This window comes from Microbacterium sp. Root553, assembly GCF_001426995.1.
Lineage (GTDB): Bacteria > Actinomycetota > Actinomycetes > Actinomycetales > Microbacteriaceae > Microbacterium.
Genome location: NZ_LMFY01000002.1, coordinates 211370 through 236727, shown reverse-complemented (window position 1 = coordinate 236727; position 25358 = coordinate 211370). Strand labels below are relative to the sequence as shown.

Here is a 25358-nt window from a genome sequence, read left to right as displayed (position 1 = left end):
GCTGTCGAGGTCGCACCGCCGAAGACGTCGCTCCGCGGTCGGGCTGCTCAGCCGAGGAGACTCGCCACGCGGTCGCGGAGGTGCGCTGCGATGGCCTCGGGCGATGCGGAGGCGTCGAGAACGAGGAAGCGCTCGGGCTCGGCCTCGGCCAGGGCGAGATAGGAATCGCGCACGCGGGCGTGGAACTCGGTCTTCTCGGCCTCGAGCCGATCGAACGGCTTGTCGGCGGAGTCGAGACGTACCCGCGCCGATTCGGGGTCGAGGTCGAGCAGCACGGTGAGATCGGGCAGGGCGCCTTCGGCTGCCCACAGCGAGAGGTTGCGGATCTCATCGCCGTCGAGCACACGGCCCGCACCCTGGTAGGCGACCGACGAATCGAGATAGCGATCCTGCAGCACGACCTCACCGCGGGCGAGAGCCGGCCTCACGACCGTGGCGACATGGTGTGCGCGGTCGGCGGCGTAGAGCAGAGCCTCGGCGCGCGGTGCGATGTCACCGCGGTGGTGCAGCACGATGTCGCGGATCAGCTGGCCGACTTCTGAGCCGCCGGGCTCACGGGTGCGCACCACAGTGCGTCCCGCATCCGTCAGCCAGTCCGCGAGGAGGTTCGACTGAGTCGTCTTGCCCGACCCGTCGCCGCCCTCGAGAGTGATCCAGACGCCGGACCCCGACGTCACGAACCGGCCTTTACTTCGGCTCGCTCCGCTCACTCAGCACGACGCTTCGCCGCGTTCGCGGCACGCGTCGCCGCCGCCTTCTTGGCTGCGGCGGAGCGCGCAGCGGCCTTCTCTGCATCCGTCGCCGACGCCTTGGCCGGAGCCTTCTTGGCGGCAGGCTTCTTCGCGGCGGGCTTTTTCGCGGCGGGCTTCTTCGCGGCGGGCTTCTTGGCCGGTGCCTTCTTCGCAGCGCCGCGCTTCGGGGCCGGCCCCTTGGCGCGCTTGTCGGCGAGCATCTGCACGGCGATCTCGAAGGTGATGTCCTCGGGCTTCTGACCGCGCGGGATCGTCACGTTCGTCTCGCCATCGGTCACGTACGCACCGAAGCGACCGTCGCGGATGCGGATCGGCTTGTTGCTCACCGGGTCCGCCTCGAACTCCGCGAGCGCGCTGGAGGCTCGACGGGATCCTGCGCCGTACTTCGGCTGCGCGTAGATCTCCAGCGCCTTCTCGAGCGTGACGTCGAAGATCTGCGATTCGCTGTCCAGCGAGCGAGAGTCGGTCCCCTTCTTCAGGTAGGGACCGTAGCGTCCGTTCTGCGCGGTGATCTCGTCGCCGGTCTCGGGGTCGGCACCGACCACTCGCGGCAGGCTCAGAAGCTGGAGCGCGGTGTCGAGGTCGATGGTGTCGACCGACATCGAACGGAACAGCGAGCCGGTGCGCGGCTTCGGCTCGGCTTCCTTCTTCGCCCCGCGCTTCGGCTTGGGCTTCTCCTCGACGACCTCGCCGGTGGCCTCGTCGACCGCGGCATCCTCGGACACCGGGTCGTTCTCCTGCACGTAGGGCCCGAAACGGCCGTCCTTGACGACGACGATCTTGCCGTTCTCCGGATTGACACCCAGCACACGGTCACCGGCGACGGGCGCGTCGATGAGCTCCTGCGCCTTCGCTGCGGTCAGCTCGTCGGGCGCGAGGTCTTCGGGGACGTTCACGATGCGCGGCTTCTCGTCGGGCGCCTCGGGGTTGGCGACCTCGAGGTACGGCCCGTACTTGCCGAAGCGCAGAGTCGCGTTCTCGGTGATCGGCGTGGAATTCAGCGCCCGCGCGTCGATCTCACCCAGGTTGTCGACGACCTGGCGGAGGCCGACGTGCGAATCGGATCCGAAGTAGAAGGAGCGCAGCCACTCGACGCGCTTCTGCTCGCCGCGGGCGATCGCGTCGAGATCGTCTTCGAGCGATGCCGTGAAGTCGTAGTCGATCAGGTGCGCGAAGTGCTCCTCGAGCAGTCGGACGACACTGAAGGCGAGCCAGGTCGGGACGAGCGCCTGGCCTCGCTTGGTCGCGTAGCCACGGTCGATCACGGTCCCGATGATGCTCGCGAACGTGGACGGTCGGCCGATGCCGTGCTCCTCGAGAGCCTTGACCAGCGAGGCCTCGGTGAATCGCGGCTTGGGAGTGGTGCGGTGCCCCTTGGCCTCGGCATCCGACATCGTGAGCTCGTCGCCGACCGCGACCGCGGGGAGCGACTGGTCGTCGGAACGATCCTGGGAGTTGCGCTTCTCGTCGCGCCCCTCTTCGTACGCGTCGAGGAACCCCTTGAAGGTGTAGACGGTTCCGGATGCCGTGAACTCGGCCTTCTGCCCGGCCGCATCCACGAGGATCGTGACCGTCGTCGTCTCGTACTTCGCATCGGCCATCTGGCTCGCGACGGTCCGCTTCCAGATGAGGTCGTAGAGGCGGTGCTCCTCGCGGTCGAGCTCGGAGGCGACGGACTTGGGGGTGCGGAAGTTCTCGCCCGAGGGACGGATCGCCTCGTGCGCCTCCTGCGCGTTCTTGCTCTTCGACTTGTACACGCGCGGCTTGAGCGGCACGGCGGTGTCGCCGTACAGCGCGACGGCCTGGCTGCGGGCGGCCTGCACCGCCTGCGTGCTCAGCGCCACGGAGTCGGTTCGCATATAGGTGATGTAGCCCTTTTCGTAGAGCCGCTGGGCGACGCTCATCGCCTGCTTCGCGCTCATCGAGAGCTTGCGCCCTGCCTCCTGCTGCATCGTCGAGGTGGTGAACGGCGCGTACGGGCTGCGGGTTCCGGGCTTCGCCTCGACCTTGGTGACCGTGCCGGATCCCGCCGAGTCGACGGCCAGCGCGAGGGCTGCCGCCTTCTTCTCGTCGAGGATGACGACGGCCTTCTTCAGCGCGCCCGTGTCGTCGAAGTCGGTGCCGCGGGCGAGCTGGCCGCCGTCGACGCGGACGAGACGCACCGTGAACCCGGCGCTCGAGGTCGCGACGGCCTCGACGTCCCAGTACTCGGCAGACACGAACGCCATGCGCTCGCGCTCGCGCTCGACGATCATCCTCGTGGCCGCGGACTGCACGCGTCCGGCCGACAGGCCGGTCTTGACCTTGTACCAGAGCACGGGCGAGACGTCCCACCCGTAGAGACGGTCGAGGATGCGGCGGGTCTCCTGGGCGTCGACGAGGTCGGTGTCGAGTTCGCGGGTGTTGCCGATGGCCGCCTGGATGGCGTCCTTCGTGATCTCGTGGAAGACCATGCGCTTGACGGGGACCTTGGGCTTGAGCGTCTCGAGCAGGTGCCAGGCGATGGCCTCGCCCTCGCGGTCCTCATCAGTGGCGAGCAGGAGCTCGTCGGCGCTCTTGAGCGCGCGCTTGAGTTCGGCGACGGTCTTGGTCTTGCGATCGGAGACGACGTAGTAGGGATCGAAGTCGTTGTCGACGTCGATCGAGTACTTCCCGTACGCCTGCTTGTCCGAGGCGGGGATGTCCTTCTTGTCTGCGAGGTCGCGGATGTGCCCGACCGAGCTGAGGACCTCATAGCCGTCGCCGAGGTACCCCTGAATCGACCGCATCTTCGTCGGGGACTCGACGATGACGAGCTTCTTGCCTTCAGTCAAGGGAGCATCCTTTCTTCGAAGCACACCATACACACCACCGTGATGGGTTGGTCCCAGTGGTCGCCTGCGTTCGCGCGGGAAAGTGCTTCGTGCGGCCGTCAGGTTCCGTCGGGTGGCCCGGCTCGGGCTCGGGAGACGGCAGCGAGTCCAGCGTACGCCGCCTTCACCTGCACAGTCGCCACGTACCCGACCACCGAGCAGTCCGTGAGGGTCGCTCCGGCCGCCGTCGCGACCCTGCTCGCGAGATCACAGGGAGCCTCCGAGGCGGGGATCGCTCCGCTCACCGCGTCCGCGGCGGCGAGCGCGGCGGCATCGGCCGCTCCCGCTGCGCGCTGCGCCGTCACCGTCGCGCCCCCGACCGCGGCCAGCCCCAGCGAGAGGGCCGCGGCCACCGCTAGCACACCCGCGGCGAGGGCCGAGCCCGCCATCAGGCGACTCCTCTCGAGGCGGATCCACTCATCGTCCACCGTCCAGAGCGCAGCTGTGCGCGCGCAGACCCCAGCGGAGGAAGCCGCCGATGCCGACCTCGATCCGTGTCGTCACGCACACGAGGTCGCCGGTGGCCGTGGTCGACATCGCGGCTCCGGACAGCGCCGACGCCACCGCGTGCGCCGCCGCCCCCTCGTCCTCCCCGCGTCCGAGCAGACGTGCCGCATCCGCCGCGGCGTCCTGGAGGGCGACCTGGTGCGCCGCCGCTCCCAGCGCCCCGACTCCGAGCACGAGCACGAGGACGACGGCGGGGAGCGCGAGAGCGAGCTCGGCCGCGACGGACCCGCGCTCGCCCTCGCCCTCGCTCCCGCACCGATGCCGGCGTCGACGCGCACGGATGGCCGCTCTCACGAGACCGTGAGAGCCCGGCGGATGAGATCGGTGAGGATGCCGCGCACCTCGTCGGACCTCATGATGACCACGAGCAGTCCCGCGAAGGCGACGGCGGCCATGGTCGTGATCGCGTATTCGGCGGTGGCCGCGCCCGTGTCGTCGCCGAAGAGCGTCGTGGCACGCGAGCGGGTCAGCGGAGGGAGGGTGTTCATGTGTTCCTTCTTTCTCTGGGTGGGATGCGCGAGGCATCCGTGGTGCGCGGCCGTCACAGCGGCAGCGGGGTCGAGGAGAGCACGCTCAGCAGCAGGGGAGCGACCCCGAGCAGCAGGAACGCCGGCAGGGTGCAGACGCCGAGCGGGATCAGGAGCTTCGTCGAGAGCGCGGCCGCACGCAGGCGCCCCTCGATCCGCGAGGCATGGCGTTCCTGGGCGGCGGCCGCACGCAGCAGCTCTCCCGCGGGCACGCCGGCCGTCTGCGAGAGCTCGAGCACCGAGCCGATCCGCTCCTCCCCGCCGTCGCGTCGCGACACGGGGCTCTCGGCGACGAGGCGCAGCGCCCGCGGGATCGACGCGCCTCCGGCGAGCGCGACCGCGACGAGTTCCGCCTGCATTCCCGGAGTGCCGGGCTCGGGGCGTGCCCGACGCAGCAGGCGTCGTGTCCACGAGCGCGCCGCGAGCACGAGCAGGAGTCCGGCGATCACGCAGACGGCGCCGGCCGGCGTCCCGAAGATCACCCCCACCGTGTCGAAGCCGAGTGCGAATCCGAGGAGCAGCCCGGCGAACGGCAGCCACAGCAGGAGCCGTGCCGTGCCCGCGGGCTCCGCGAGAGCGATGCGCACGTCGTCGGCTGCTGAGGAGGCGTCTCTGAGCGTCTCGGCGATCATGCGCAGCACCTCGGCGAGCGGCGCGCCGACGGTCGTGGCGATCTCCCAGGCGGCGGCGAGGTCACGCCAGGGGCCGCCCTCCGCTTCGATCGCGGAGACGAGAGCCACGCCGTCGTCGATCCGAGCCGTCACGGCCGCGGCATGCGGATCGCCGATCGACGCGAGGTGGCGCCACGCCGCGGCGGGCATGGCGCCCGCCTGCAGCAGCACGGCGAGAGTCTGCACGGAAGTCGCCGCGTCGGCGCCTCTCTCGGGCGTCGGTCGGCGGTGCGCGATCACCACGGGTGCACCTCCTCGATGCCCAGGCGCTCCCCCACCAGGATGAAGGTGCCGGCCTGGGCGATGCGGCGCTGTCCCGCCGGTGAGCGATCGAGGTGGAGAACGACGGTGAACGCACTCACGACCTGACGCGCCAGAGCGGAGGTGTCCATCGCCGCGAGGGCGCCGAGCGCCTCGAGCCGGGCGGGCACGTCGTGCAGGCCGCTGGCATGCAGCGTGCCGGCTCCGCCGTCATGCCCCGTGTTGAGAGCCGTCAGCAGCTCCCGCACCTCTTCGCCTCGACACTCGCCGACGACCAGCCGATCGGGCCGCATCCGCAGCGACTCCCGCACGAGGCGGGCCAGGCTGATGCCGCCCGCGCCCTCGAGGTTCGGCTGTCGTGCCTCCAGGGCCACATGATGCGGATGCGTCAGCCGCAGTTCCGCCACGTCCTCGATCGTCACGATGCGCTCGTCGGCCGGCGCGGCGGCCAGCAGGGCTGCCAACAGCGTCGTCTTGCCGGTGCCGGTGCCCCCGGTGATGAGGATGTTCGCCCGCGCCCCGACCAGGCGCCGCAACCAGGCGAGCTGACCGTCGACGAACGTCCCGAGCGCGGACAGCGCCTCGAGGTCGGCGGCACGCACCCGGGGCACGCGGATCGACAGGGCCGTCCCCGACGTCGCGACCGGAGCCAGCACCGCATGCACACGGATGCCGGATTCCAGTCGCACGTCGACGCACGGCGCCTGGTCGTCGATGTGACGTCCTCCGCTGGCCACGAGGGCGACGGCGAGATCCCGCACCTCGCGTTCGGACATGCTCCACCCCTCCACCGCCTCGGTGCCACGCCCGCGGTCGACGAACAGCCCGGACGAACCGTTCACGAAGATGTCGGTGACCTCGTCGTCGACGCAGAACGGAGCGAGCGCCCCGAACACGGGGTCGACCTCGGCAGAGGGGCGGAAGCGCGCGGAGGCCGTGTCGTCGGAGGCTGCCGCGACACGAGGCCGGAGAACGAAAGGAGCGGACATGCCCCGAAACTAGGCCGCGCCCACGACTCCCGCGCGTCGATGAGCCGCGACGGCGCACGGCCTGTGGGCAACCGATCGGTGCGAGTATCCGTGCAGAAATGCATGCGGCCGACGGAGCGTCCCCACTCGATCGCGATGGAAGCGCTCCCAGGAAAGAGATGGGCGACACCTCACGGGGGGAATGAGGTGTCGCCCAGGGCGTGCCTCGAAGGGGGGAGTCGGGCACGCCAAGGCCAGAATGAGAATTCGGCTGCGGTCGAGTGTACGCAAGGCCACCGTCCTGACAAAACCAGGTCGGGTACCTACTTTCGGCAGTATTGGGTGTCCGTGGCCGAGACTAGATTCGCGGTGACCTGATCGCCCTCGCTGCGATCTCGCCCGCATGACCTGCCGTGCCGCAAAGGAGCGCCTGCCGATGAGCAGTCAGATCGATCACCTACTCGACGAGACCCGTCGATTCCCGCCGTCCGACGAGTTCGTCGCGCAGTCCGTCTCGTCCCCGGCCCTCTACGAGAGCGCCGCGAACGACCGCGAGGCGTTCTGGGGCGAGCAGTCGCGGGACCTCCTCGATTGGCACACGCCGTTCACGCAGGTGCTCGACTGGTCGACTCCCCCGTTCGCGAAGTGGTTCGACGACGGCGAGCTGAACGTCGCCTACAACTGCCTCGATCGTCATGTCGAGGCCGGCAACGGCGACCGCGTCGCCCTGCACTGGGAGGGCGAGCCCGGCGACTCGCGCTCGATCACCTACGCGGAGCTGACCGAGGAGGTCAAGCGGGTCGCGAATGTGCTCGAGGGCCTCGGGGTCGGTCACGGCGACCGCGTCGCGATCTACCTGCCGATGATCCCCGAGGCCGTCGCCTCGATGCTCGCGGTCGCCAGGGTCGGCGCCATCCACTCGGTCGTCTTCGGCGGCTTCAGCGCCGACAGCCTCCGCTCGCGCATCGACGACGCCGGGGCGAAGCTCGTGATCACCGCAGATGGCGGCTACCGCAAGGGACGCGTGTCCGCGCTGAAGCCCGCGGTCGATCAGGCGCTGGCCGACCGCGGCGAGGGCGAGCAGCAGACGGTCGAGCACGTCCTCGTCGTGCGCCGAGGCGAGAACGAGGTCGAGTGGCACGAGGGTCGCGACCTCTGGTGGCACGACGTGGTACCGGCCGCATCCGCCGAGCACACCGCGCTGGCCTTCCCCGCCGAGAACCCGCTGTTCATCCTCTACACGTCCGGCACGACCGGCAAGCCGAAGGGCATCCTGCACACCTCGGGCGGCTACCTCACTCAGGCCGCCTACTCGCACAAGTACGTCTTCGACCTGCATCCCGAGACGGACGTGTACTGGTGCACCGCCGACATCGGCTGGATCACCGGACACAGCTACGTCACCTACGGACCGCTCGCCAACGGCGCCACCCAGGTGATCTACGAGGGCACACCCGACGCGCCGCACCCCGGCCGGTGGTGGGAGATCATCGAGAAGTACCGGGTCTCCATCTTCTACACGGCACCGACGGCCATCCGCTCGTTCATGAAGATCGGCCGCAGCGTGCCGGCCAGGTTCGACCTGTCGTCGCTGCGCCTGCTCGGCTCGGTCGGCGAGCCGATCAACCCCGAAGCGTGGATCTGGTACCGCGACGTGATCGGTGCGGGCACGACGCCCATCGTCGACACGTGGTGGCAGACCGAGACCGGAGCGATCATGGTCTCGGCCCTTCCCGGCGTCACGGCCACGAAGCCGGGCTCCGCCCAGGTACCGCTGCCGGGCATCTCGATCGACGTCGTCGACGAATCGGGAGTCGAGGTGGGCACCGGCAACGGCGGCCTGCTCGTGGTGACCGAGCCGTGGCCCAGCATGCTGCGAGGCATCTGGGGGGATCCCGAGCGCTACCGCGAGACGTACTGGGAGAAGTTCGAGAAGCAGGGCTTCTACTTCGCCGGCGACGGCGCCCGGCTGGACGCCGACGGCGACCTGTGGCTCCTCGGTCGCGTGGATGACGTGATGAACGTCTCGGGCCATCGTCTGTCGACCGCCGAGATCGAGTCGTCGCTCGTGGCGCACGAGGCCACCGCCGAAGCCGCGGTGGTAGGTGCCTCCGACGAGACGACGGGACAGGCCGTCGTGGCGTTCGTGATCATCAAGGAGAGCTACCTCTCGGCGCACGATCCCGCCGGCCTCGCCCAGCAGCTGCGGGTGTGGGTGGGCGAGCAGATCGGCGCGATCGCCCGACCGCGCGACGTCTACATCGTCGGCGAACTGCCCAAGACCCGCTCCGGCAAGATCATGCGACGACTGCTGCGCGATGTGGCCGAGGGGCGCGAGGTCGGCGACACGACGACCCTCGCCGACACCGCCGTGATGAGCATCATCTCGGCGCAGGTCAAGTAGACCGCAACGGATCGCACACCGCGCGGCGAACTCCTCACGCAGAACGCCCCCTCCCGGTCTCGGGAGGGGGCGTTCTGCAGGACGCGGCTCAGGCGAGGATGAAGGTGACCTCGACCTCGACGGGGCTGTCCAGCGGCAGCACGGGAACGCCCACCGCTGCGCGGGCGTGGCGACCGGCGTCGCCGAAGACCTCGCCGAGCACGAGACTCGCCCCGTTGATCACCCCGGGCTGACCGGTGAAGTCGGGGGTGGAGGCCACGAAGCCGCCGACACGGAGCACGCCGGCGATCCGGTCGACACCGCCCGCCGCATCCGCCGCCGCGGCGAGGGCGTTGAGCGCGCAGGTGCGCGCGTACGCGTTGGCATCTTCGGCGGTGACCTCGGCGCCGACCTTGCCCGTCGCCGGGAGAGCTCCACCCGAGAACGGCAGCTGGCCGGAGGTGTAGACGAGTCCCGCGTGGACGACCGCGGGCACGTAGGCCGCGACAGGCGCAGCGACGACCGGCAGCTCGATGCCGAGTTCGGCGAGACGGGCGGAGACGCTCACGCCGCACCCCCCTCGAACTGACGTGATGCCTCGGCGGCGGCCGCGAGGCCGGCGTTGCCGGAGCCCTCCGCGGTGACCGGGCGCTTGAAGTAGGCGACGAGCCCGCCTTCGGGTCCCTGGATCACCTGGACGAGCTCCCAGCCCTGCTTGCCCCAGTTGTTGAGGATCGCCGCCGTGTTGTGGATCAGCAGCGGGGTGGTCAGATACTCCCAGGTGGTCATGGCACTCCTGTCTGGACGCATCCGCGCGCGCGGATGCGTCAAAGGCGGTATTCAGGGAACTCCCCTACGATCAAGCGTATGCCTCAAAAGAATCGCACGGTGAAGGGTGCGCTCGGAGGAGTCCTCGGACTCGTCGGACTCAGCGCCGTCGCCGGCCTCCTCGTCGCGGCCAGCGTCACCCCTGTTCTCGCCATGACCGGCATCGCCGGATCGCAGGCCCTCAACATCTTCGAGGACCTGCCCGAGAACCTCCAGGTCGATGCACCGATGCAGCAGTCGACGATCTACGCCACGGGCCTCGACGGCAACCCCGTCGCCCTCGCGTCGTTCTACGAGCAGAAGCGCGTGCCCGTCGCATACGACCAGATCGCGCCCGTGATGTACGACGCGATCCTCTCCAGCGAGGACAAGAACTTCTATACCCACGGCGGCATCAACCTCGGCGCGACCGTGAAGGCCGCCGTCGGGAACGTCGCCGGAACCACCGATCGAGGCGCGTCGACGATCACGCAGCAGTACGTGAAGAACGTCCAGGTGCAGGAGTGCGAGCAGAACGTCGACACCGCGGCGGAGGACTACGCCGCGCAGGTCGAGCAGTGCTTCCTCGACGCCGCGGTCGCCAAGGGCGGCGAGGGTGTCGAGCGCAAGCTGCAGGAGATGCGCTTCGCCCTGCAGATCGAGAAGGAGTACTCGAAGAACGCGATCCTTCTCGGCTACCTCAACATCGCGAACTTCGGCGGCACCATCTACGGCATCGAGGCCGCCGCGAACCGCTACTTCTCGACGAGCGCGGCCAACCTCACGCTCGTGCAGGCCGCCACCATCGCCGGTATGGTGCAGGAGCCGAACCGGTTCCGCATCGATCGCCCCGAGGGCATCTGGACGGATGACGCAGGCGTCGCCCACAACGGCGAAGCCGACGGGTACCAGGAGACCAAGGAGCGCCGGGACTACGTCCTGAACCGCCTGCTCGCGGACAAGAAGATCACTCAGGCCGCTCACGACGAGGCCGTGGCCACCCCCGTGACTCCGGCGCTGAGCGAGCCGCAGCAGGGATGCGGGGCGGCCGGCGACAACGCCTACTTCTGCCAGTACGTCAAGGAGGTCATCGAGAACGATCCGGCCTTCGGCGACACCGAGGCGGAGCGCAAGGCGAACCTGCGCCGCGGCGGCATGCAGATCTACACGTCGCTCGACCTCCGCGTGCAGCAGACCGCGATCGACGCCGTGAAGGCCCAGGTCCCCCAGGCCATGCCCGGCATCCTGGTCGGCGGCACCGGCGTCTCGATCGAGGCGACCACCGGTCGCGTCCTCGCCATGGCGCAGAACACGGTGTTCAACGAGACGTCCGAGGCGAATCTCGCGGCCGGCGAGACCTCGCAGGTGTTCGCCGCCGACAAGCAGCACGGCGGCTCGACCTACGGCTTCGAGACCGGATCGACGTACAAGCTCTTCACGCTTCTGGCGTGGCTCGAGTCCGGACACTCGGTCAATCAGGTTCTCGACGGGCGTCTCAAGACATTCAGCCCCTTCACCAGGTGCGGCGATCGGGTCACGAACTCGGCCAAGATCAACAACTTCGGCAACTCCGGCGGAAGCGTCGGAAGTGTGCGCCAGTTCACCGCGCAGTCGCTGAACACCGGCTTCCTGGCCATGGCCCAGCAGCTCGACCTCTGCAAGATCAACGAGGTCGCCAAGCGTCTCGGCGTGCACTACGGCAACGGCGACGACATCACCGTCGGCGGCACCAACGTGAACGTCGCACCGAACGACCCGTTCCCCACTGTGCTCGGTTCGAAGAGCGTGGCACCGCTGCAGATCGCCGGCGCCTATGCGACGGTCGCGAACAACGGCATCTTCTGCGAGCCGCGGGTGATCGATCGCGTCATCGGCCCGGACGGCGCGGAGATCACGCCTCCGCAGGAGAAGTGCTCGCAGCAGCTCACCCCCGAGGTCGCGGCCACCGCGGCGTACGCGCTGCGCGGCGTGATGGAGGGCAACGGCACCGGCATCAGGGCGAACCCCGGCGACGGAACCCAGCTGATCGGCAAGACCGGTACGGCCGAGAAGGAGCACACCATGCTCGTCGAGTCGAGCACGAAGGTGACGACCGCCGTCTGGGTGGGAAACATCGACGGTCGCGAGCCGCTGAACAGCTTCCGCAACGGCGAGGGCACACGGCTCGGCGACATCCGTTACGGCCTCGCCAGAGCGATCCAGGGTGCGGCCGACGCCGTCTACCCCGCCGACCCCTTCCCGCGCCCCGACGACAAGCTGGTCCGCCAGGTGCTGACCGACGTGCCCAACGTCGTCGGCAAGTCCGTGGGCGAGGCGACGTCGATCATCGAGGCCGCCGGATTCTCGGTCGCCGTCGGTGAGCCCGTCGACGGTCCCGCCGGTGATGTCGTCGTCGCCCAGGACCCGTCCGGTCAGGCGCCGAGCGGTGCGACGATCACGATCTCTCCGAGCAACGGACAGGGCGTCACTGTGCCCGACATCACCGGGCAGTCGAAGTCCGCCGCGCAGAGCGCGCTCTTCGGCGCAGGGTTCTCGTCGATCTCGTTCGACAGTTCCTGCAATCCCCCGAACTCCGTGGTCTCGAGCACCGATCCCGCGGCGAACACCTCGGCCAACAGGTCCACGGCGATCTCGGTCACCTGCCGGTGACCCCTCGTCGCACGGCACACCCGGCCCTCATCGCGCTCGGCGCGGTGGGGGCCGCTGGTGCTGCGGCCGCCGTATGGGGCATCGGGATCGAGCGCTACCTCTTCACCGTGCGGGAGGCGACGGCATCCGCTCTGGCGCCCGGCTCGGCCCCGCTGCGCGTGCTGCACATCTCGGATGCGCACATGGCGCCGTGGCAGCATCGCAAACAGGACTGGCTGGCATCGCTCGCGCAGCTGGAGCCCGATCTCGTCATCAACACCGGCGACAACCTCGGCCACCGGGACGGCCTCGACGGCATCCGCCGCGCGTTCGATCCCTTCGTCGGCATCCCCGGCGTGTTCGTGCACGGCTCGAACGACGTCAACGGCCCGTCGCCGCGCAACCCGATCCGCTACTTCGCGGGCCCCTCCCAGCGCCATCACGAACCGACGTTCCTCGACACGGACGCCATGGACGCATACTTCACGGATGACCTCGGCTGGACGGATCTCAACAACACGGCGGCGCGGCTCACCGTCGCCGGCGACAGGATCGACTTCTTCGGGGTGAGCGACGCGCACCGCCAGTGGGACCGGCTCGAGGATCTCCCTGCCGCGATCGCCGACCTGGGGCCGCGAGACGACGGCACGTCGGTGCTCGGCGTGACCCATGCGCCCTATCAGCGCGTGATGAACCGGTACATCGAGCTCGGCGCGGACGCGATCTTCGGCGGGCACACGCACGGCGGGCAGGTGTGCCTCCCCGGCTTCGGTGCCCTCGTCGCGAACTGCGACATCCCGCTCAAGCAGGCCAAGGGGCTGAGCACCTGGACGCAGGGCGGGCGCACGGTGCCCCTGAACGTCAGCGCCGGCTGCGGCCATTCGATCTACGCGCCCGTGCGCTTCGCGTGCCGCCCCGAGGCGACCCTGCTGACGCTGACGGCGCGCGGTTGAGCCCTCGATTCGGCGCAGCGGGCATTTCGCTGTAGACTCGGAGGGTTGCAAAACGGGGTGTGGCGCAGCTTGGTAGCGCGCTTCGTTCGGGACGAAGAGGTCGCAGGTTCAAATCCTGTCACCCCGACCATCAACACCGGAAGGCCGCCCTCAGGGGCGGCCTTCCGTGTATCCGGAGCGCGGAACCCGCCGCGTCCCGCCCCGGCGACAGAACCCCCGTCTCGCCCTTTAGTCTGGAAGCATCATGACTTCGCCTGCTCTCGTGGCCTTCGATCTCGACGACACCCTCGCCCCGTCCAAGGGACCGATCGATCCGCGCATCGCCGCCCTGCTTCGTGCCCTGCTCGAGAAGGTCGAGGTCGCCGTCATCTCGGGCGGCAACGAGGCGCAGTTCCGCTCTCAGATCATCGCCCGGCTCGGCGCTCTGGACCCGGTGGCCGCAGATCGGCTGCACCTGCTGCCGACCTGCGGCACCCGCTATCTGCGCTTCGACGGTACGGAGTTCTCCCCCGTCTACGCGCACGATCTGAGCGCGGAGCAGAAGTCCGCCGCCCTCGCCGCGCTGCGCGAGGAGGCCGAGCGGCTCGGGCTCTGGGAAGCCGAGCCGTGGGGCGAGATCCTCGAAGACAGAGGCTCGCAGATCACGTTCTCCGCACTCGGCCAGAAGGCCCCGCACGAGGCGAAGCGCGACTGGGATCCGTCGGGAGCCAAGCGTGCCGCGCTGCGCGATGCCGTCGCGGTGCGCCTGCCCGATCTCGAGGTGCGCTCGGGAGGCTCGACGTCGATCGACGTCACCCTGGCCGGCATCGACAAGGCCTTCGGAATGCGGCAGCTCGCGGCACGCACCAGCATCCCCCTCGCCTCGATGCTGTTCTACGGGGACCGCCTCGATGAGGGCGGCAACGACTACCCGGTGCTCGCGATCGGCGTGCCCTCGGTCGCCGTGCACGGCTGGGAAGACACGGCCGACAGGCTCGACGAGCTGCTCACGACCCTCTGAGACGCGGATGCCGTGCTCCGACGTGTCGTCGTGAGCACGGCATCCGGTGCGCGGCCTTCGGGCGTCAGCGCACCTCGACGGCGGCCGCGGCGCGGCTGACCGGCACGAGGCGCGTGAGCTGGGTGACGTGCGCGGGCTCGAGCTCGGCGAGGGAGGCGACGCCGAGCAGGCGCATGGTGCGCTCGATCTCGGTACGCAGGATCTGGATCGTCCGGTCGACGCCGGCGCGACCCCCTGCCATCAGCCCGTAGAGGTACGCCCGGCCGATGAGGGTGAAGTCCGCGCCGAGCGCGACGGCGGCGACGATGTCGGCGCCGTTCATGATGCCGGTGTCGACCATGACCGTGAACTCGTCGCCGACGGCCCTGCGGACCTCGGGCAGCAGATGGAACGGGATGGGCGCACGGTCGAGCTGGCGCCCTCCATGGTTGGAGAGCACGATCCCGTCGACGCCCTCGTCGCGCAGCCGTACCGAGTCCTCGACGTTCTGCACGCCCTTGATGACGATCTTGCCGGGCCAGATGTCCCGGATCACGGCGAGGTCGTCGTAGCTGATCGTCGGATCCATGGCGGCATCGAGCAGCTCGCCGACGGTGCCGCCTGTGGTGCTCAGCGACGCGAACTCGAGCTTGGGCGTCGTGAGGAAGTCGTACCACCACCACGGCCGCGGGATCGCGTTCACGATCGTCCCGAGAGTCAGCTGCGGCGGGATGCTGAAGCCGTTGCGCTTGTCGCGCAGCCGCGCACCGGCGACGGGGGTGTCGACCGTGAACTGCAGCGTGTCGAACCCCGCGGCCGCCGCCCGACGGGCGAGTTCGTACGAGATCTCCCTGTCGCGCATGACGTACAGCTGGAACCAGTTGCGTCCGTGGGGGTTGGTCTCTCTGACCCCCTCGATCGACGTCGTGCCCAGCGTCGACAGCGTGAACGGGATGCCGGCCGCCGCGGCCGCACCGGCCCCGGCGATCTCACCCTCGGTCTGCATGAGGCGCGTGAAACCGGTGGGGGCGATGCCGAACGGCAGCGCCGACGGGCCGCCGAGGATCTCGACGCTCGTGTCGACGGTCGGCGCCGGGCGGAGGATGCCCGGGTGGAACTCGACATCCTGGAAGGCCTGACGCGCGCGCGTGAGCGAGAGCTCGCCCTCGGCCGCACCGTCGGTGTAGTCGAACGCGGCCTTCGGGGTGCGCCGCTTCGCGATGGTCCGCAGGTCGTCGATCGTCAGAGCGGAGTCCAGTCGGCGCTTCTTGCCGTTGAACTCGGGCTTCTTGAACTTCATCAGCTCGAGGAGCTCCGCGGGATTGGGAACCTGGCGCTGGACCATGTCGTCTTCTCTCAGTCGGTGGTGCGGGTGGTGCGGGTGAGGCCCGCTGCGGTGTAGTAGCCGGTGATATGCGCGCGCACCGTCGACTGTGCGGCGGCCGCGTCGCCCTCGGTGATGGCCGCGATGATCGCGCGATGCTCGGCACGGAGCACGGTCGCCATCGCCTCCCAGTCGACGATGGCTGCCGCCCCCTGCTGGACGTACGACTCGATCGCGGTGCGCAGCCCCGCCATCATCGCGGCGACGACGGTGTTGCCGCTCGACTCCGCGAGGGCGAGATGCAGCTGCGCATCCAGCGCCAGGAACTCGGCGGGGGTCAGGTCTTCGGCATCCATCGCGTCGAGCATGCGATGCGCGGTGTCGAGGTCGGGAGCGTCCTGCGCGGCGAGTGCGGCGGCGACGGCGCCCTCGAGCACCAGACGGGTCTGCACGACGTCGGCGAGAGGGAACCCTTGAGCGGCGACCTGGAGGCGCAGCAGCGTGGACATGCCACCCGTCGGGGTCGCGATGACGATGGCTCCCGCCTGCGGGCCGGAGCCGGTCGAGGTGCGGATGAGGCCCATGACCTCGAGCACGCGCAGGGCTTCGCGCACGCTGGAGCGGCCGACACCGAGATCGGCGGAGAGATCGCGCTCGGACGCGAGCCGGTCGCCGGGTCCGAGACGGCCGTCGAGCAGGTCGCGCTCCACGTGTTCGAGCACGAGGCGCCAGGCGCGGGCGGGCTGCTCCGGCATCCGCTCTCCTCATCGTTCGCGTCCGTGGCGCCGTTCGTCGGCGCGCTCAGTGTGGTCTGACCACAGTAGCGCGTGTGGTCAGACCACGCAATCACGGTTCACGACTCAGCACGGTCGTCGCACTCGCGGCCGAAACCGGCCGATGGGCACGGCTCAGCCACCGTTCATGCGGAATCGTGAACGAGGGACGCGGGCGGGCTCAGCCCAGACGCCCGCCGGACTCCTGGAGGTAGCAGGCCCCGCAGAGCGACTCGTAGGTGGTCACTTCGGGAGCGGTGGATCCGTCTGCCCCCTCGTCGATCGCGACCTGGTCGCCGTCGAAGACGAAGCGTCCGCCGATGACGCGCCCGTTGAACACGGCCTTGCGGCCGCAGCGGCAGATCGTCTTCAGCTCCTCCAGGGAGTGCGCGACGGCGAGCAGCCGCGCGGACCCGGGGAACGCGTGGGTGAGGAAGTCGTTGCGGATGCCGTAGGCGATGACCGGGATGCGGTCCTCGATCGCGATGCGGAACAGATCGTCGACCTGCTCGCCCGTGAGGAACTGCGCCTCATCGATGAGCAGACACGCGACGTCGGCGCCCGACTCCCCCCGCACCCGCTCGCGGTGGGCGTCGAAGAGCGCGCGGACGTCAGCGTCCGGGGCGATCAGATAGTCGACCTCGCGAGTCACGCCGAGACGGCTCGCGATCTCGGACGCACCCTTGGTGTCGACCGCGGGCTTCGCGAGCAGCACGTGCTGTCCGCGCTCCTCGTAGTTGTAGGCGGCCTGGAGCAGCGAGGTGGACTTGCCCGAATTCATCGCCCCGTAGCGGAAGTAGAGCTTCGCCACCGGCGCGCTACTCGTTGATGCCGAGCGTCGACGCCGTGGTGGCGAGGGACTTCTCGGCCAGCGCGGCATTCTTGTTCAGCTGCTCGCCGAAGGTGGGGATGAGTGCGCGCAGCTCGGATTCCCATCCGGGGTACTCCTCGGGGAAGCACCTCTTGAGCAGATCGAGCATGATCGGCACAGCGGTGGATGCACCGGGAGAGGCACCGAGAAGCCCCGCGATCGACCCGTCGGCCGCCGCGACGACCTCGGTGCCGAACTGCAGGATCCCGCCCTTCTTGGGATCCTTCTTCATGACCTGCGCACGCTGCCCGGCGTCGATGAGCGTCCAGTCCTCGTCTTCGGCCGTCGGCATGAACGTGCGGAGGCTGTCGACCTTCTTGGAGTGGTTCTTCAGCAGCTCGCCGACGAGGTAGGTGATCAGATCCGGATTCTTGACCGCGACCTGCAGCATCGGGATGAGGTTGTGCGGGCGCACCTGCGACACGATGTCGAGCATCGAGCCGTTCTTCAGGAACTTGGGGCTGAAGGTGGCGAACGGTCCGAACATCAGCGACGCTTCGCCGTCGACCACGCGGGTGTCCAGGTGCGGCACCGACATGGGCGGCGCGCCGACGGATGCCTGCGAGTACACCTTCGCCTTGTGCTGGGCGACGATCTTCGGGTTCGAGGTCTTGAGGAACTGACCGCCGATCGGGAAGACGCCGTACCCCTTGATCTCGGGGATGCCCGAACGCTGCAGGAGCTTGAGCGCCCAGCCACCGGCACCCACGAACACGAACCGCGCCTTGATCTGATTCGGCGTGCGTCCGATGGTCGTGCGGTAGTTGATGAGCCAGGTGCCGTCCTTCTGCTTCTTCAGGCCCTTGACCTCGTGATTGGTCCGCAGCGCGACGCCGGAGTCCGTGAGGTGGTCGAAGAGCTGATGCGTCAGCGCACCGAAGTCGACATCGGTGCCGGCGGGCACGCGCGTCGCGGCGAAGGGCTCGCCCTTGCGACGCTTCTGCATGAGCAGCGGCGCCCACTTGTTGATGACGCGGGAGTCCTCGCTGTATTCGATGCCGTCGAACAGCGGCTGCTTCTTGAGGACCTCGTAGCGGTCCTTGAGATACTTGACGTCCTTCTCGCCGCGCACGAACGTCATGTGCGGCGTGGCGTTGATGAACGTCGACGGGGCGTCGAGGACTCCCCGGTCGACGAGCGACGACCAGAACTGGCGGCTCTGCTGGAACTGCTCGTTGATCGAGACGGCCTTCGCCGGGTCGAGCGGCGCGCCCTTCTGCTGCGGCATGTAGTTCAGCTCGCACAGGGCCGCGTGGCCCGTTCCCGCGTTGTTCCACGGGTTCGACGACTCCTGCGCCACGTCGGAGAGTCGCTCGAACGCGACGATCTTCCAATCCGGCTGCAGCTCATGCAGGAGGGTACCCAGGGTGGCGCTCATGATGCCACCACCGATCAAGACGACATCGACGGTTTCGGTCACCACGACAGTCTAGTTCGCGGTCGGGGCACGGCAGACCATACGGACCGGTCCGGTGAGACCGGATCCGTATGGCGGAGATGCCGTCAGGCTATGACCGCCAGGCGCTCGGCGAGGATCTCGGCGATCTGCACGGCGTTGAGCGCCGCGCCCTTGCGCAGGTTGTCGTTGCTGATGAACAGCACGAGCCCCTTGTTCTCGGGAGCGGACTGGTCGGCACGGATGCGTCCGACGAAGCTCGGGTCCTTGCCCGCGGCCTGCAGCGGCGTCGGCACCTCGTCGAGGACGACACCGGGAGCGGCGGAGAGCACCTCGGCGGCGCGCTGCGGCGTGATGTCGCGGGCGAACTCGACGTTGATCGACAGCGAGTGGCCGGTGAAGACGGGGACGCGCACGCAGGTTCCCGCGACGCGGAGGTCCGGGAGCTCGAGGATCTTGCGGCTCTCGTTGCGGAGCTTCTTCTCCTCATCCGTCTCGTTCTGCCCGTCGTCGACGAGGTTGCCCGCGAAGGGGATCACGTCGAAGGCGATCGGGGCGACGTACTTCTCGGGCTCCGGGAAGTCGATCGACGACCCGTCGTGCACGAGGCGCAGCGTGTCGCCCTGGGCGAGGACTCCCTCGACCTGACCGAGCAGCTCCTGGGCGCCGGCGAGACCGGAACCGGAGACAGCCTGGTACGTCGAGACGATGAGCCGCTCGAGACCGGCCTCGGCGTGCAGCGCCTTGAGCACGGGCATCGCCGCCATGGTCGTGCAGTTCGGGTTGGCGATGATGCCGCGCGGGCGCTCGTCGATCGCGTGCGGGTTGACCTCGCTGACCACCAGCGGCACCTCGGGGTCGTTGCGCCAGGCGCTGGAGTTGTCGACGACGACGGCTCCGGCCTCGGCGAACCGCGGGGCGTACGCGCGGCTGGCGGTCGCACCCGCCGAGAAGAGGGCGATGTCGATGCCCGCGGCATCGGCCGTCTCGACGTCTTCGACGATGACCGTCGCGCCGCCGAACTCGATGGCGGTGCCCGCGGAGCGCGACGAGGAGAACAGACGCAGCTCACGGATCGGGAAGGATCGCTCGGCGAGAATCTCGCGCATCACGGTGCCCACCTGGCCGGTGGCGCCCACGATGGCGACGGAGAGTCCTGAGTCGGAGATGCGGGTCATGATGTTCCTTGGCGTCGTGCAGTGCAGCAGTCGAGGCTTCGGGCGCGACGTCGGGATGCGGATGCCGCGCCTGGCGCCGATGTCAGGGTTTCGGTGAGTCTACCGTGCCGCCCGCGAGCCGAGGACCGGCCGGCCGGCGGGGCCGGCGTGGGTCAGCGGCCGGTGGGTCAGCGGCCGGTGCCGGCGTGGACGGTCGCCTCGGCGTCGCCGTCGAGACCGTACGCGGTGTGCACGGTGCGCGCCGCCTCGGCGAGGTCGGTGTCGCGCAGCACGACCGAGATGCGGATCTCGGAGGTCGAGATCATCTCGATGTTGATGCCGCCCGCAGACAGCGCCTCGAACAGGGTCGCCGAGACACCGGAGTGCGTGCGCATGCCCGCACCGACGACCGACAGCTTGCCGATCTGGTCGTCGTGCACGAGGTTCTGGAATCCGACCTCGGTCTGCTCTCCGGCGAGTGCCTTGAGCGCCCCCGCGGAATCCGCCTTCGGCACCGTGAAGGAGATGTCAGTGCGTCCGGTGGCAGACACGTTCTGCACGATCATGTCGACGTTGGCGCCCGACTTGGCCACGATCTTGAAGATCTCCGCCGCCTTGCCCGGCACGTCGGGAACACCCGAGACGGTGATCTTGGCCTGGCCGAAATCGGTGGCGACGCCGGCGACGATCGGTTCTTCCATGGGTGCTGCTCCCTCGGCTTCGCGAGGGTTCTTCATGCCCTCGCCCAGAACGTATGTGCCCTCGGACGACGAGAACGTCGACCGGGCGTGGATCAGGACGCCGTGACGGCGTGCGTACTCGACGGCGCGGATGTAGAGCACCTTCGCGCCGTTGGCCGCGAGCTCGAGCATCTCCTCGCTGCCGATGTGGTCGAGCTTCTGCGCCTTCGGGATGACCCGCGGGTCGGCCGTGAAGATGCCGTCGACATCGCTGTAGATCTCGCAGACGTCGGCGGAGAGCGCCGCGGCGAGCGCGACCGCAGTCGTGTCGGAGCCGCCGCGGCCGAGCGTGGTGATGTCTCGCGTGTCGCGGTTGAATCCCTGGAAGCCCGCGACGATGACGATCGCGCCCTCGTCGAGCGCCTCGCGCAGTCGCACCGGAGTGACATCGACGATGCGGGCCGCTCCGTGCTGCGAGTCGGTGATCATGCCGGCCTGGCTGCCCGTGAAGGAGCGCGCCTCGAAGCCCATCGAATGGATCGCCATGGCCAGCAGCGCCATCGAGATCCGCTCGCCGCTGGAGAGCAGCATGTCGAGTTCGCGAGGCGCGGGGATCGGGGCCACCTCGTTCGCGAGGTCGAGAAGCTCGTCCGTGGTGTCGCCCATCGCGCTCACCGCGACGACGACGTCATGCCCTGCGCGACGCGTGTCGACGATGCGCTTGGCGACGCGCTTGATGCTCTCTGCGTCGGCGACGGATGAGCCGCCGTACTTCTGCACGATGAGGGCCACGTTCACTCCCGGGGATGTCGGGCGGATCCGCCCACGCCCATTCTACGATCGGCGCACATGCCCCGCCGCGCATGTGACGGGCGCGGCCGAACCGGGAGCCGGATGGATCAGGGAGCGGGCGGGAGCGGAGCGGGGGTGAGATCGGGAGCGACGGATGCCGGCGGCACCGCTTTCGATGCACGCAGGCGACCGCCGGTGGCCGCGAGCCAGCATCCGGCGACGATCAGGGGGAAGCCCATCAGCAGACCCGGCGTCAGCGGCTCGGCCAGCACGAGCGCTCCCAGAAGGATCGCCACCACCGGATTGACGTAGGTGAACAGCGGCGCCCGCACGGGTCCCACCTCGCGGATGAGCGCGAAGAAGGCCAGGAAGGCGACCGCCGTGCAGATGACGGCCAGCGCGAGGAGCGCCGCGAGCGAGGGCAGCGTCGGCATCCGATGCTGGGTGAGGATTCCGATCGGCAGGTAGATCACGCCGATCATGAGCAGGGAGAGCGTGATGGTGCCGAGCGAGGGGACGTCGCTGAGCTTGCGCGCGATGATGAACGGAGCGATGGCGTAGAGGACCGCCACGAGGAGCACCTCGCCGGCGGCGAGCAGGCTGACCTGGCCGCCGAAGAGCCCTGGTCCTGCGACGACGATCGCCACCCCGACGAAACCCACGAGGAGGCCGATCGCGCGGGTGGGGCGCAGCACACCGCGATCTCCCCCGCCGAGGGCGATGAGCGCGGCGAACAGCGGCACGGTCGCCACGAGCAGGCCGGTCATCCCCGAGGGCAGGGTCATCTCGGCGTGGCCGAGCAGCACGAACGGCCCGGCCATCTCGACGGCGCCGAACAGGAGGACCCAGGGCCAGTGCCTGAGCGCCGTGCGCAATGCGCCCCCGCGCAGGGCGAACGGGAGCAGGATCAGCGCGGCGATGAGTGTGCGCCCCGCGACGATCGCCGGCGGCGAGAGCGACTCGACCGCGATGCTGATGAAGAGGTAGGGCACACCCCACAGCAGGGCCATCGCTGCGAAGAGCAGCCACCCGCGGCGGGTGAACCCGCCCTGCGGGGTCACAGCACGCGCCGTCCCTCGAACGCACGGCCGAGGGTGACCTCGTCGGCGTACTCGAGGTCGCCGCCGACCGGGAGTCCGGAGGCGAGGCGCGACACGGTGATCTCCATCGTGGTGAGCAGGCGGCTCAGGTAGCTGGCCGTCGCCTCGCCTTCGAGGTTGGGGTTCGTGGCGAGGATGACCTCCTGCACCGTGCCGTCGGCGAGACGCGTCATGAGCTGCGCGATGCGCAGATCATCGGGCCCGATGCCGGCGATCGGACTGATCGCGCCGCCGAGCACGTGGTACAGACCTCGGAATTCGCGTGTGCGCTCGATGGCGGCGACGTCCTTCGCGTCTTCGACGACGCAGATCAGCGCTGGGTTGCGACGAGGATCGCGGCAGATCGTGCAGCGCTCCTGCTCCGCGACGTTGCCGCAGATCTCGCAGAACCGGACGCGCACGCGGATCTCGACCAGCAGCTCGGAGAGCCGAGCGACGTCGAAGGTCGGCGTCTGCAGGATGTGGAAGGCGATGCGCTGCGCCGACTTGGGTCCGATTCCGGGGAGCCGGCCGAACTCGTCGATCAGTTCCTGAACGATTCCGTCATACATCAGGAGAACCTCGTCGGGGGCTCGTAGGGCTCTTCGCGCACGAATGTCGCGCCGAGCACCTGGCGGATCACGGCCTCACCGTAGCGCTGGACTCCCCCGCCGGGGGCACGCTCGGTGATGACCGGGGCTGGTGCGGCCGCCGCGACCGTGCGCACCGGCGATCCCGTGACCTGCACGGGAGCGTCGGATGCGGTCGCCGACCGCGGAGACGTCGGCGCGGAGTTCTGCGCCCGCGCCGGGGTGGGGCCGCTCGGTGCGGGCTCGTACGACGGATCGTACGGCGGCTCGTCATCGAAGTACGGCGGCTCCTCGTCGACCGGATAGGGCGGTTCGTCGCTCGGGGCCGGTCCGTCGAGCGACGGCGCCGCGCTGCCTGCCACCGGGGTGGCCGGGGAGGCCGGGATGGCGGGGTCGACCGGGGCGACGGGCTCGATCTGCTCTGCGGGCGCGACCGGAGCGGCCACTGCGGTCGACGTCCGCGCTGCGGGCGCGGCCGGAGCAGCATCGACGGATGCCGGAATAGCGGCCACCGCCCACTCCGTCACGGGGCCCGTCGAGGCGGCCGGTGTCTGAGCGCGCGGTGGGCGCGCTGACGCAGGCTCCGATGCGGGGGCGTCGGCGCTCGGGCGGCCGGCGGCGGGAGTCGCGGGCTGACGGGGTGCGCCACCGGCCGGCATCGGCGCGGGCAGGTACTTGACGCGCACCCCGAGCTGCTGTTCGATCGCGCTCCGCAGGTGGTCGGAGGGCCCGGATCCCGGTGTCGTCCCCTTGAACTTGGCGACGTCGTGCTGACTGGCGAAGCCGAGCGTGAGCACCTCGGTCTCGGCCACGAAGGCCAGGGGCTGCACGGCGGTGGCCAGGAGCCACGAGGTGCGGCTGACGTCTTCGAGCCGCTTGAGGATCGCGGGCCAGGCCGCGGTGAGGTCCTCGAAGCTCACCGGACCGGCCGGTGCGGCGGCGGGCTCGGCGGGCGCTGATGCGGCAGAGGCCGGCGCCGGAGCCGCGGTCGTGTCGGCCGCGGGCGACACGGACTCGGGCGACTCGGACTCGGGCGTGGCGGCGCCTGCCGTGCCATCGCCGGCATCCGACGGAGGAGTGGCCTCGGCCACGGCCGACCCTCCCCGATCAGTCACAGACGACTTCGCCTGCTCGGACACAGACGACTTCGCCTGCTCGGACACAGACGGCTTCGCCTGCTCCGTCGCCGACGGCGTCTGCCGTGCGGGCGCGCTCGCAGCTCCTGCGGTCGCCGGCGTCGCCGGTGCGGCGACAGCTGTCGCCGCGGCGAGAACGCGCGCGACCATCAGCTCGAGGTGGAGTCGGGGCGATGTCGCGCCGGACATGTCGTCGAGGGCAGCGCTGACGACGTCTGCCGTGCGCGACAGTCGCGCGGAGCCGAAGGACTCGGCCTGCGCACGCATGCGTGTGAGTTCGTCTTCGGCGAGTCCGCGCAGCACCGAAGAGGCGCCGGCCCCGACCGCCGCGATCACGATGAGGTCGCGGAGTCGTTCGAGCAGATCATCGACGAACCGACGCGGGTCCTGACCCGTCTGCACGACGCGGTCGATCGCCGGGAAGGCGGCAGCGGCGTCGGCGGCGGCCAGAGCGTCGACGATCTCGTCGAGCAATGCCGCATGGGTGTATCCGAGCAGCGCCACGGCCCGCTCGTACGCCACGGTGACGGTCTCTGAACCGGCCGGGGAATCGGAGCCGGCGATCAGCTGGTCGAGCAGCGAGAGGGTGTCTCGCGGGGACCCGCCGCCGGCGCGGACCACCAGCGGCAGCACGCCGCGCTCGGCGACGACGCCCTCTTCGGTGCAGAGCTTCTCGACGTACTCGAGCATCGCCGCCGGCGGCACCAGCCGGAAGGGGTAGTGGTGCGTGCGCGAGCGGATCGTGCCGAGCACCTTCTCTGGCTCCGTGGTCGCGAAGATGAACTTGACGTGCTCCGGCGGCTCTTCGACGAGCTTCAGCAGCGCGTTGAATCCCTGCGGCGTCACCATGTGCGCCTCGTCGAGGATGAAGATCTTGTAGCGGTCGCGGCTGGGGGCGAAGGTCGCCCGCTCGCGCAGATCACGGGCGTCGTCGACACCGTTGTGGCTGGCCGCGTCGATCTCGACCACGTCGAGCGATCCGCCACCCGCACGCGACAGCTCGACGCAGCTCGGGCACGTGCCGCAGGGGACATCGGTGGGGCCCTCGGCGCAGTTCAGGCACCGGGCGAGGATGCGGGCGGAGGTCGTCTTGCCGCATCCGCGCGGTCCGGAGAACAGATAGGCGTGGCCGACCCTGTCGCCTCGCAGGGCGGTCATCAGCGGTTCGGTCACCTGGGACTGCCCGATCATCTCGCCGAACGACTCGGGGCGGTATCGGCGGTAGAGGGCTGTGGTCACCACACCAGCCTACGGCGTGCCACGGACGTTCAG

At 69.6% G+C, this 25358-nt stretch carries 22 protein-coding genes and 1 tRNA gene; 5 read left to right on the top strand and 18 right to left on the bottom strand.

What is annotated here, in order from left to right; genetic code table 11:
* Positions 1 to 47: 47 nt before the first annotated feature.
* From tmk to ASD43_RS15155, 7 genes are all read right to left on the bottom strand, one after another.
* Positions 48 to 677 carry a dTMP kinase gene (gene tmk / locus ASD43_RS15185; protein ID WP_056420255.1) on the bottom strand — a complete coding sequence of 210 codons (630 nt, stop codon included), beginning with the start codon at positions 675 to 677 and terminating at the stop codon, positions 48 to 50.
* A 29-nt stretch (positions 678 to 706) separates the two neighbouring features.
* Positions 707 to 3565: a type I DNA topoisomerase gene (gene topA / locus ASD43_RS15180; protein ID WP_056420252.1), complete on the bottom strand. Its 2859-nt coding sequence runs from the start codon at positions 3563 to 3565 to the stop codon at positions 707 to 709.
* 98 nt (positions 3566 to 3663) lie between these two features.
* Complete coding sequence (locus ASD43_RS15175) at positions 3664 to 3993, bottom strand: Rv3654c family TadE-like protein (RefSeq protein WP_056420248.1); 330 nt, start codon at positions 3991 to 3993, stop codon at positions 3664 to 3666.
* A gap of 28 nt (positions 3994 to 4021) precedes the next feature.
* Positions 4022 to 4405, bottom strand: a complete 384-nt coding sequence (locus ASD43_RS15170) for a TadE family type IV pilus minor pilin (protein ID WP_235564193.1) — start codon at positions 4403 to 4405, stop codon at positions 4022 to 4024.
* Positions 4402 to 4599 carry a DUF4244 domain-containing protein gene (locus tag ASD43_RS15165; protein WP_056420244.1) on the bottom strand — a complete coding sequence of 66 codons (198 nt, stop codon included), beginning with the start codon at positions 4597 to 4599 and terminating at the stop codon, positions 4402 to 4404. Before ASD43_RS15165 ends, ASD43_RS15170 begins: the two co-directional genes overlap by 4 nt.
* 53 nt (positions 4600 to 4652) lie before the next feature.
* Entirely contained in the window at positions 4653 to 5552 is a 900-nt protein-coding gene (locus ASD43_RS15160; RefSeq protein WP_268776173.1) for a type II secretion system F family protein, read from the bottom strand.
* A complete protein-coding gene (locus ASD43_RS15155; protein WP_082539485.1) occupies positions 5546 to 6559 on the bottom strand; it encodes a TadA family conjugal transfer-associated ATPase in 1014 nt (337 codons plus the stop codon). The genes ASD43_RS15160 and ASD43_RS15155 overlap by 7 nt, the downstream gene beginning before the upstream one ends.
* A 415-nt stretch (positions 6560 to 6974) precedes the next feature.
* On the opposite strand from ASD43_RS15155, the gene acs reads away from it, so the two are divergent.
* Positions 6975 to 8942 carry an acetate--CoA ligase gene (gene acs / locus ASD43_RS15150; RefSeq protein WP_056420240.1) on the top strand — a complete coding sequence of 656 codons (1968 nt, stop codon included), beginning with the start codon at positions 6975 to 6977 and terminating at the stop codon, positions 8940 to 8942.
* A gap of 88 nt (positions 8943 to 9030) precedes the next feature.
* Here the strand turns inward: acs and ASD43_RS15145 are convergent, their stop codons facing one another.
* Both ASD43_RS15145 and ASD43_RS15140 read right to left on the bottom strand, forming a co-directional pair.
* Positions 9031 to 9489, bottom strand: a complete 459-nt coding sequence (locus ASD43_RS15145; RefSeq protein WP_056420237.1) for a RidA family protein — start codon at positions 9487 to 9489, stop codon at positions 9031 to 9033.
* Complete coding sequence (locus ASD43_RS15140; RefSeq protein WP_056420234.1) at positions 9486 to 9710, bottom strand: DUF4177 domain-containing protein; 225 nt, start codon at positions 9708 to 9710, stop codon at positions 9486 to 9488. Before ASD43_RS15140 ends, ASD43_RS15145 begins: the two co-directional genes overlap by 4 nt.
* Positions 9711 to 9788: 78 nt before the next feature.
* On the opposite strand from ASD43_RS15140, the gene ASD43_RS15135 reads away from it, so the two are divergent.
* The 4 genes from ASD43_RS15135 (at position 9789) to ASD43_RS15120 (ending at position 14309) form a co-directional block, all read left to right on the top strand.
* Positions 9789 to 12377: a transglycosylase domain-containing protein gene (locus ASD43_RS15135; protein WP_056420231.1), complete on the top strand. Its 2589-nt coding sequence runs from the start codon at positions 9789 to 9791 to the stop codon at positions 12375 to 12377.
* Entirely contained in the window at positions 12374 to 13309 is a 936-nt protein-coding gene (locus ASD43_RS15130) for a metallophosphoesterase (protein WP_056420227.1), read from the top strand. Before ASD43_RS15135 ends, ASD43_RS15130 begins: the two co-directional genes overlap by 4 nt.
* Before the next feature lie 53 nt (positions 13310 to 13362).
* Positions 13363 to 13439: transfer RNA gene (locus ASD43_RS15125), tRNA-Pro, on the top strand.
* 114 nt (positions 13440 to 13553) lie between these two features.
* Positions 13554 to 14309, top strand: coding sequence for an HAD-IIB family hydrolase (locus ASD43_RS15120; protein WP_056420224.1), 756 nt, complete (start codon positions 13554 to 13556; stop codon positions 14307 to 14309).
* A gap of 64 nt (positions 14310 to 14373) precedes the next feature.
* Here ASD43_RS15120 and ASD43_RS15115 read toward each other — a convergent pair whose 3' ends face one another.
* From ASD43_RS15115 to ASD43_RS15075, 9 genes are all read right to left on the bottom strand, one after another.
* On the bottom strand, positions 14374 to 15633 hold the full coding sequence (locus ASD43_RS15115; protein ID WP_056420221.1) for an alpha-hydroxy acid oxidase: 1260 nt from the start codon (positions 15631 to 15633) through the stop codon (positions 14374 to 14376).
* Between the two features lie 11 nt (positions 15634 to 15644).
* Entirely contained in the window at positions 15645 to 16367 is a 723-nt protein-coding gene (locus tag ASD43_RS15110) for a FadR/GntR family transcriptional regulator (RefSeq protein WP_056420218.1), read from the bottom strand.
* 199 nt (positions 16368 to 16566) lie between these two features.
* Positions 16567 to 17196: a thymidine kinase gene (locus ASD43_RS15105; protein WP_056420215.1), complete on the bottom strand. Its 630-nt coding sequence runs from the start codon at positions 17194 to 17196 to the stop codon at positions 16567 to 16569.
* A gap of 7 nt (positions 17197 to 17203) precedes the next feature.
* Positions 17204 to 18676, bottom strand: a complete 1473-nt coding sequence (locus ASD43_RS15100) for a malate:quinone oxidoreductase (RefSeq protein ID WP_056420528.1) — start codon at positions 18674 to 18676, stop codon at positions 17204 to 17206.
* Positions 18677 to 18759: 83 nt separating this feature from the next.
* The gene (locus tag ASD43_RS15095; protein ID WP_056420214.1) at positions 18760 to 19830 is read right to left on the bottom strand and encodes an aspartate-semialdehyde dehydrogenase; all 1071 of its coding nucleotides are present in this window, start codon (positions 19828 to 19830) and stop codon (positions 18760 to 18762) included.
* Between the two features lie 167 nt (positions 19831 to 19997).
* The gene (locus ASD43_RS15090) at positions 19998 to 21281 is read right to left on the bottom strand and encodes an aspartate kinase (protein WP_056420524.1); all 1284 of its coding nucleotides are present in this window, start codon (positions 21279 to 21281) and stop codon (positions 19998 to 20000) included.
* Between the two features lie 107 nt (positions 21282 to 21388).
* Entirely contained in the window at positions 21389 to 22342 is a 954-nt protein-coding gene (locus tag ASD43_RS15085) for a DMT family transporter (RefSeq protein WP_056420210.1), read from the bottom strand.
* The gene (gene recR / locus ASD43_RS15080) at positions 22339 to 22932 is read right to left on the bottom strand and encodes a recombination mediator RecR (RefSeq protein WP_056420201.1); all 594 of its coding nucleotides are present in this window, start codon (positions 22930 to 22932) and stop codon (positions 22339 to 22341) included. Before recR ends, ASD43_RS15085 begins: the two co-directional genes overlap by 4 nt.
* On the bottom strand, positions 22932 to 25325 hold the full coding sequence (locus ASD43_RS15075; RefSeq protein WP_200946622.1) for a DNA polymerase III subunit gamma and tau: 2394 nt from the start codon (positions 25323 to 25325) through the stop codon (positions 22932 to 22934). Before ASD43_RS15075 ends, recR begins: the two co-directional genes overlap by 1 nt.
* Positions 25326 to 25358: the final 33 nt, after the last annotated feature.

Bases quoted from the DNA above. Each gene is read 5' to 3' on its own strand.
- ASD43_RS15175 (WP_056420248.1), bottom strand. From the start codon at position 3,993: ATGGCGGGCTCGGCCCTCGCCGCGGGTGTGCTAGCGGTGGCCGCGGCC.
- ASD43_RS15165 (WP_056420244.1), bottom strand. From the start codon at position 4,599: ATGAACACCCTCCCTCCGCTGACCCGCTCGCGTGCCACGACGCTCTTC.
- ASD43_RS15155 (WP_082539485.1), bottom strand. From the start codon at position 6,559: ATGTCCGCTCCTTTCGTTCTCCGGCCTCGTGTCGCGGCAGCCTCCGAC.
- acs (WP_056420240.1), top strand. From the start codon at position 6,975: ATGAGCAGTCAGATCGATCACCTACTCGACGAGACCCGTCGATTCCCG.
- ASD43_RS15140 (WP_056420234.1), bottom strand. From the start codon at position 9,710: ATGACCACCTGGGAGTATCTGACCACCCCGCTGCTGATCCACAACACG.
- ASD43_RS15135 (WP_056420231.1), top strand. From the start codon at position 9,789: ATGCCTCAAAAGAATCGCACGGTGAAGGGTGCGCTCGGAGGAGTCCTC.
- ASD43_RS15120 (WP_056420224.1), top strand. From the start codon at position 13,554: ATGACTTCGCCTGCTCTCGTGGCCTTCGATCTCGACGACACCCTCGCC.
- ASD43_RS15115 (WP_056420221.1), bottom strand. From the start codon at position 15,633: ATGGTCCAGCGCCAGGTTCCCAATCCCGCGGAGCTCCTCGAGCTGATG.
- ASD43_RS15110 (WP_056420218.1), bottom strand. From the start codon at position 16,367: ATGCCGGAGCAGCCCGCCCGCGCCTGGCGCCTCGTGCTCGAACACGTG.
- ASD43_RS15095 (WP_056420214.1), bottom strand. From the start codon at position 19,830: ATGACCCGCATCTCCGACTCAGGACTCTCCGTCGCCATCGTGGGCGCC.
- recR (WP_056420201.1), bottom strand. From the start codon at position 22,932: ATGTATGACGGAATCGTTCAGGAACTGATCGACGAGTTCGGCCGGCTC.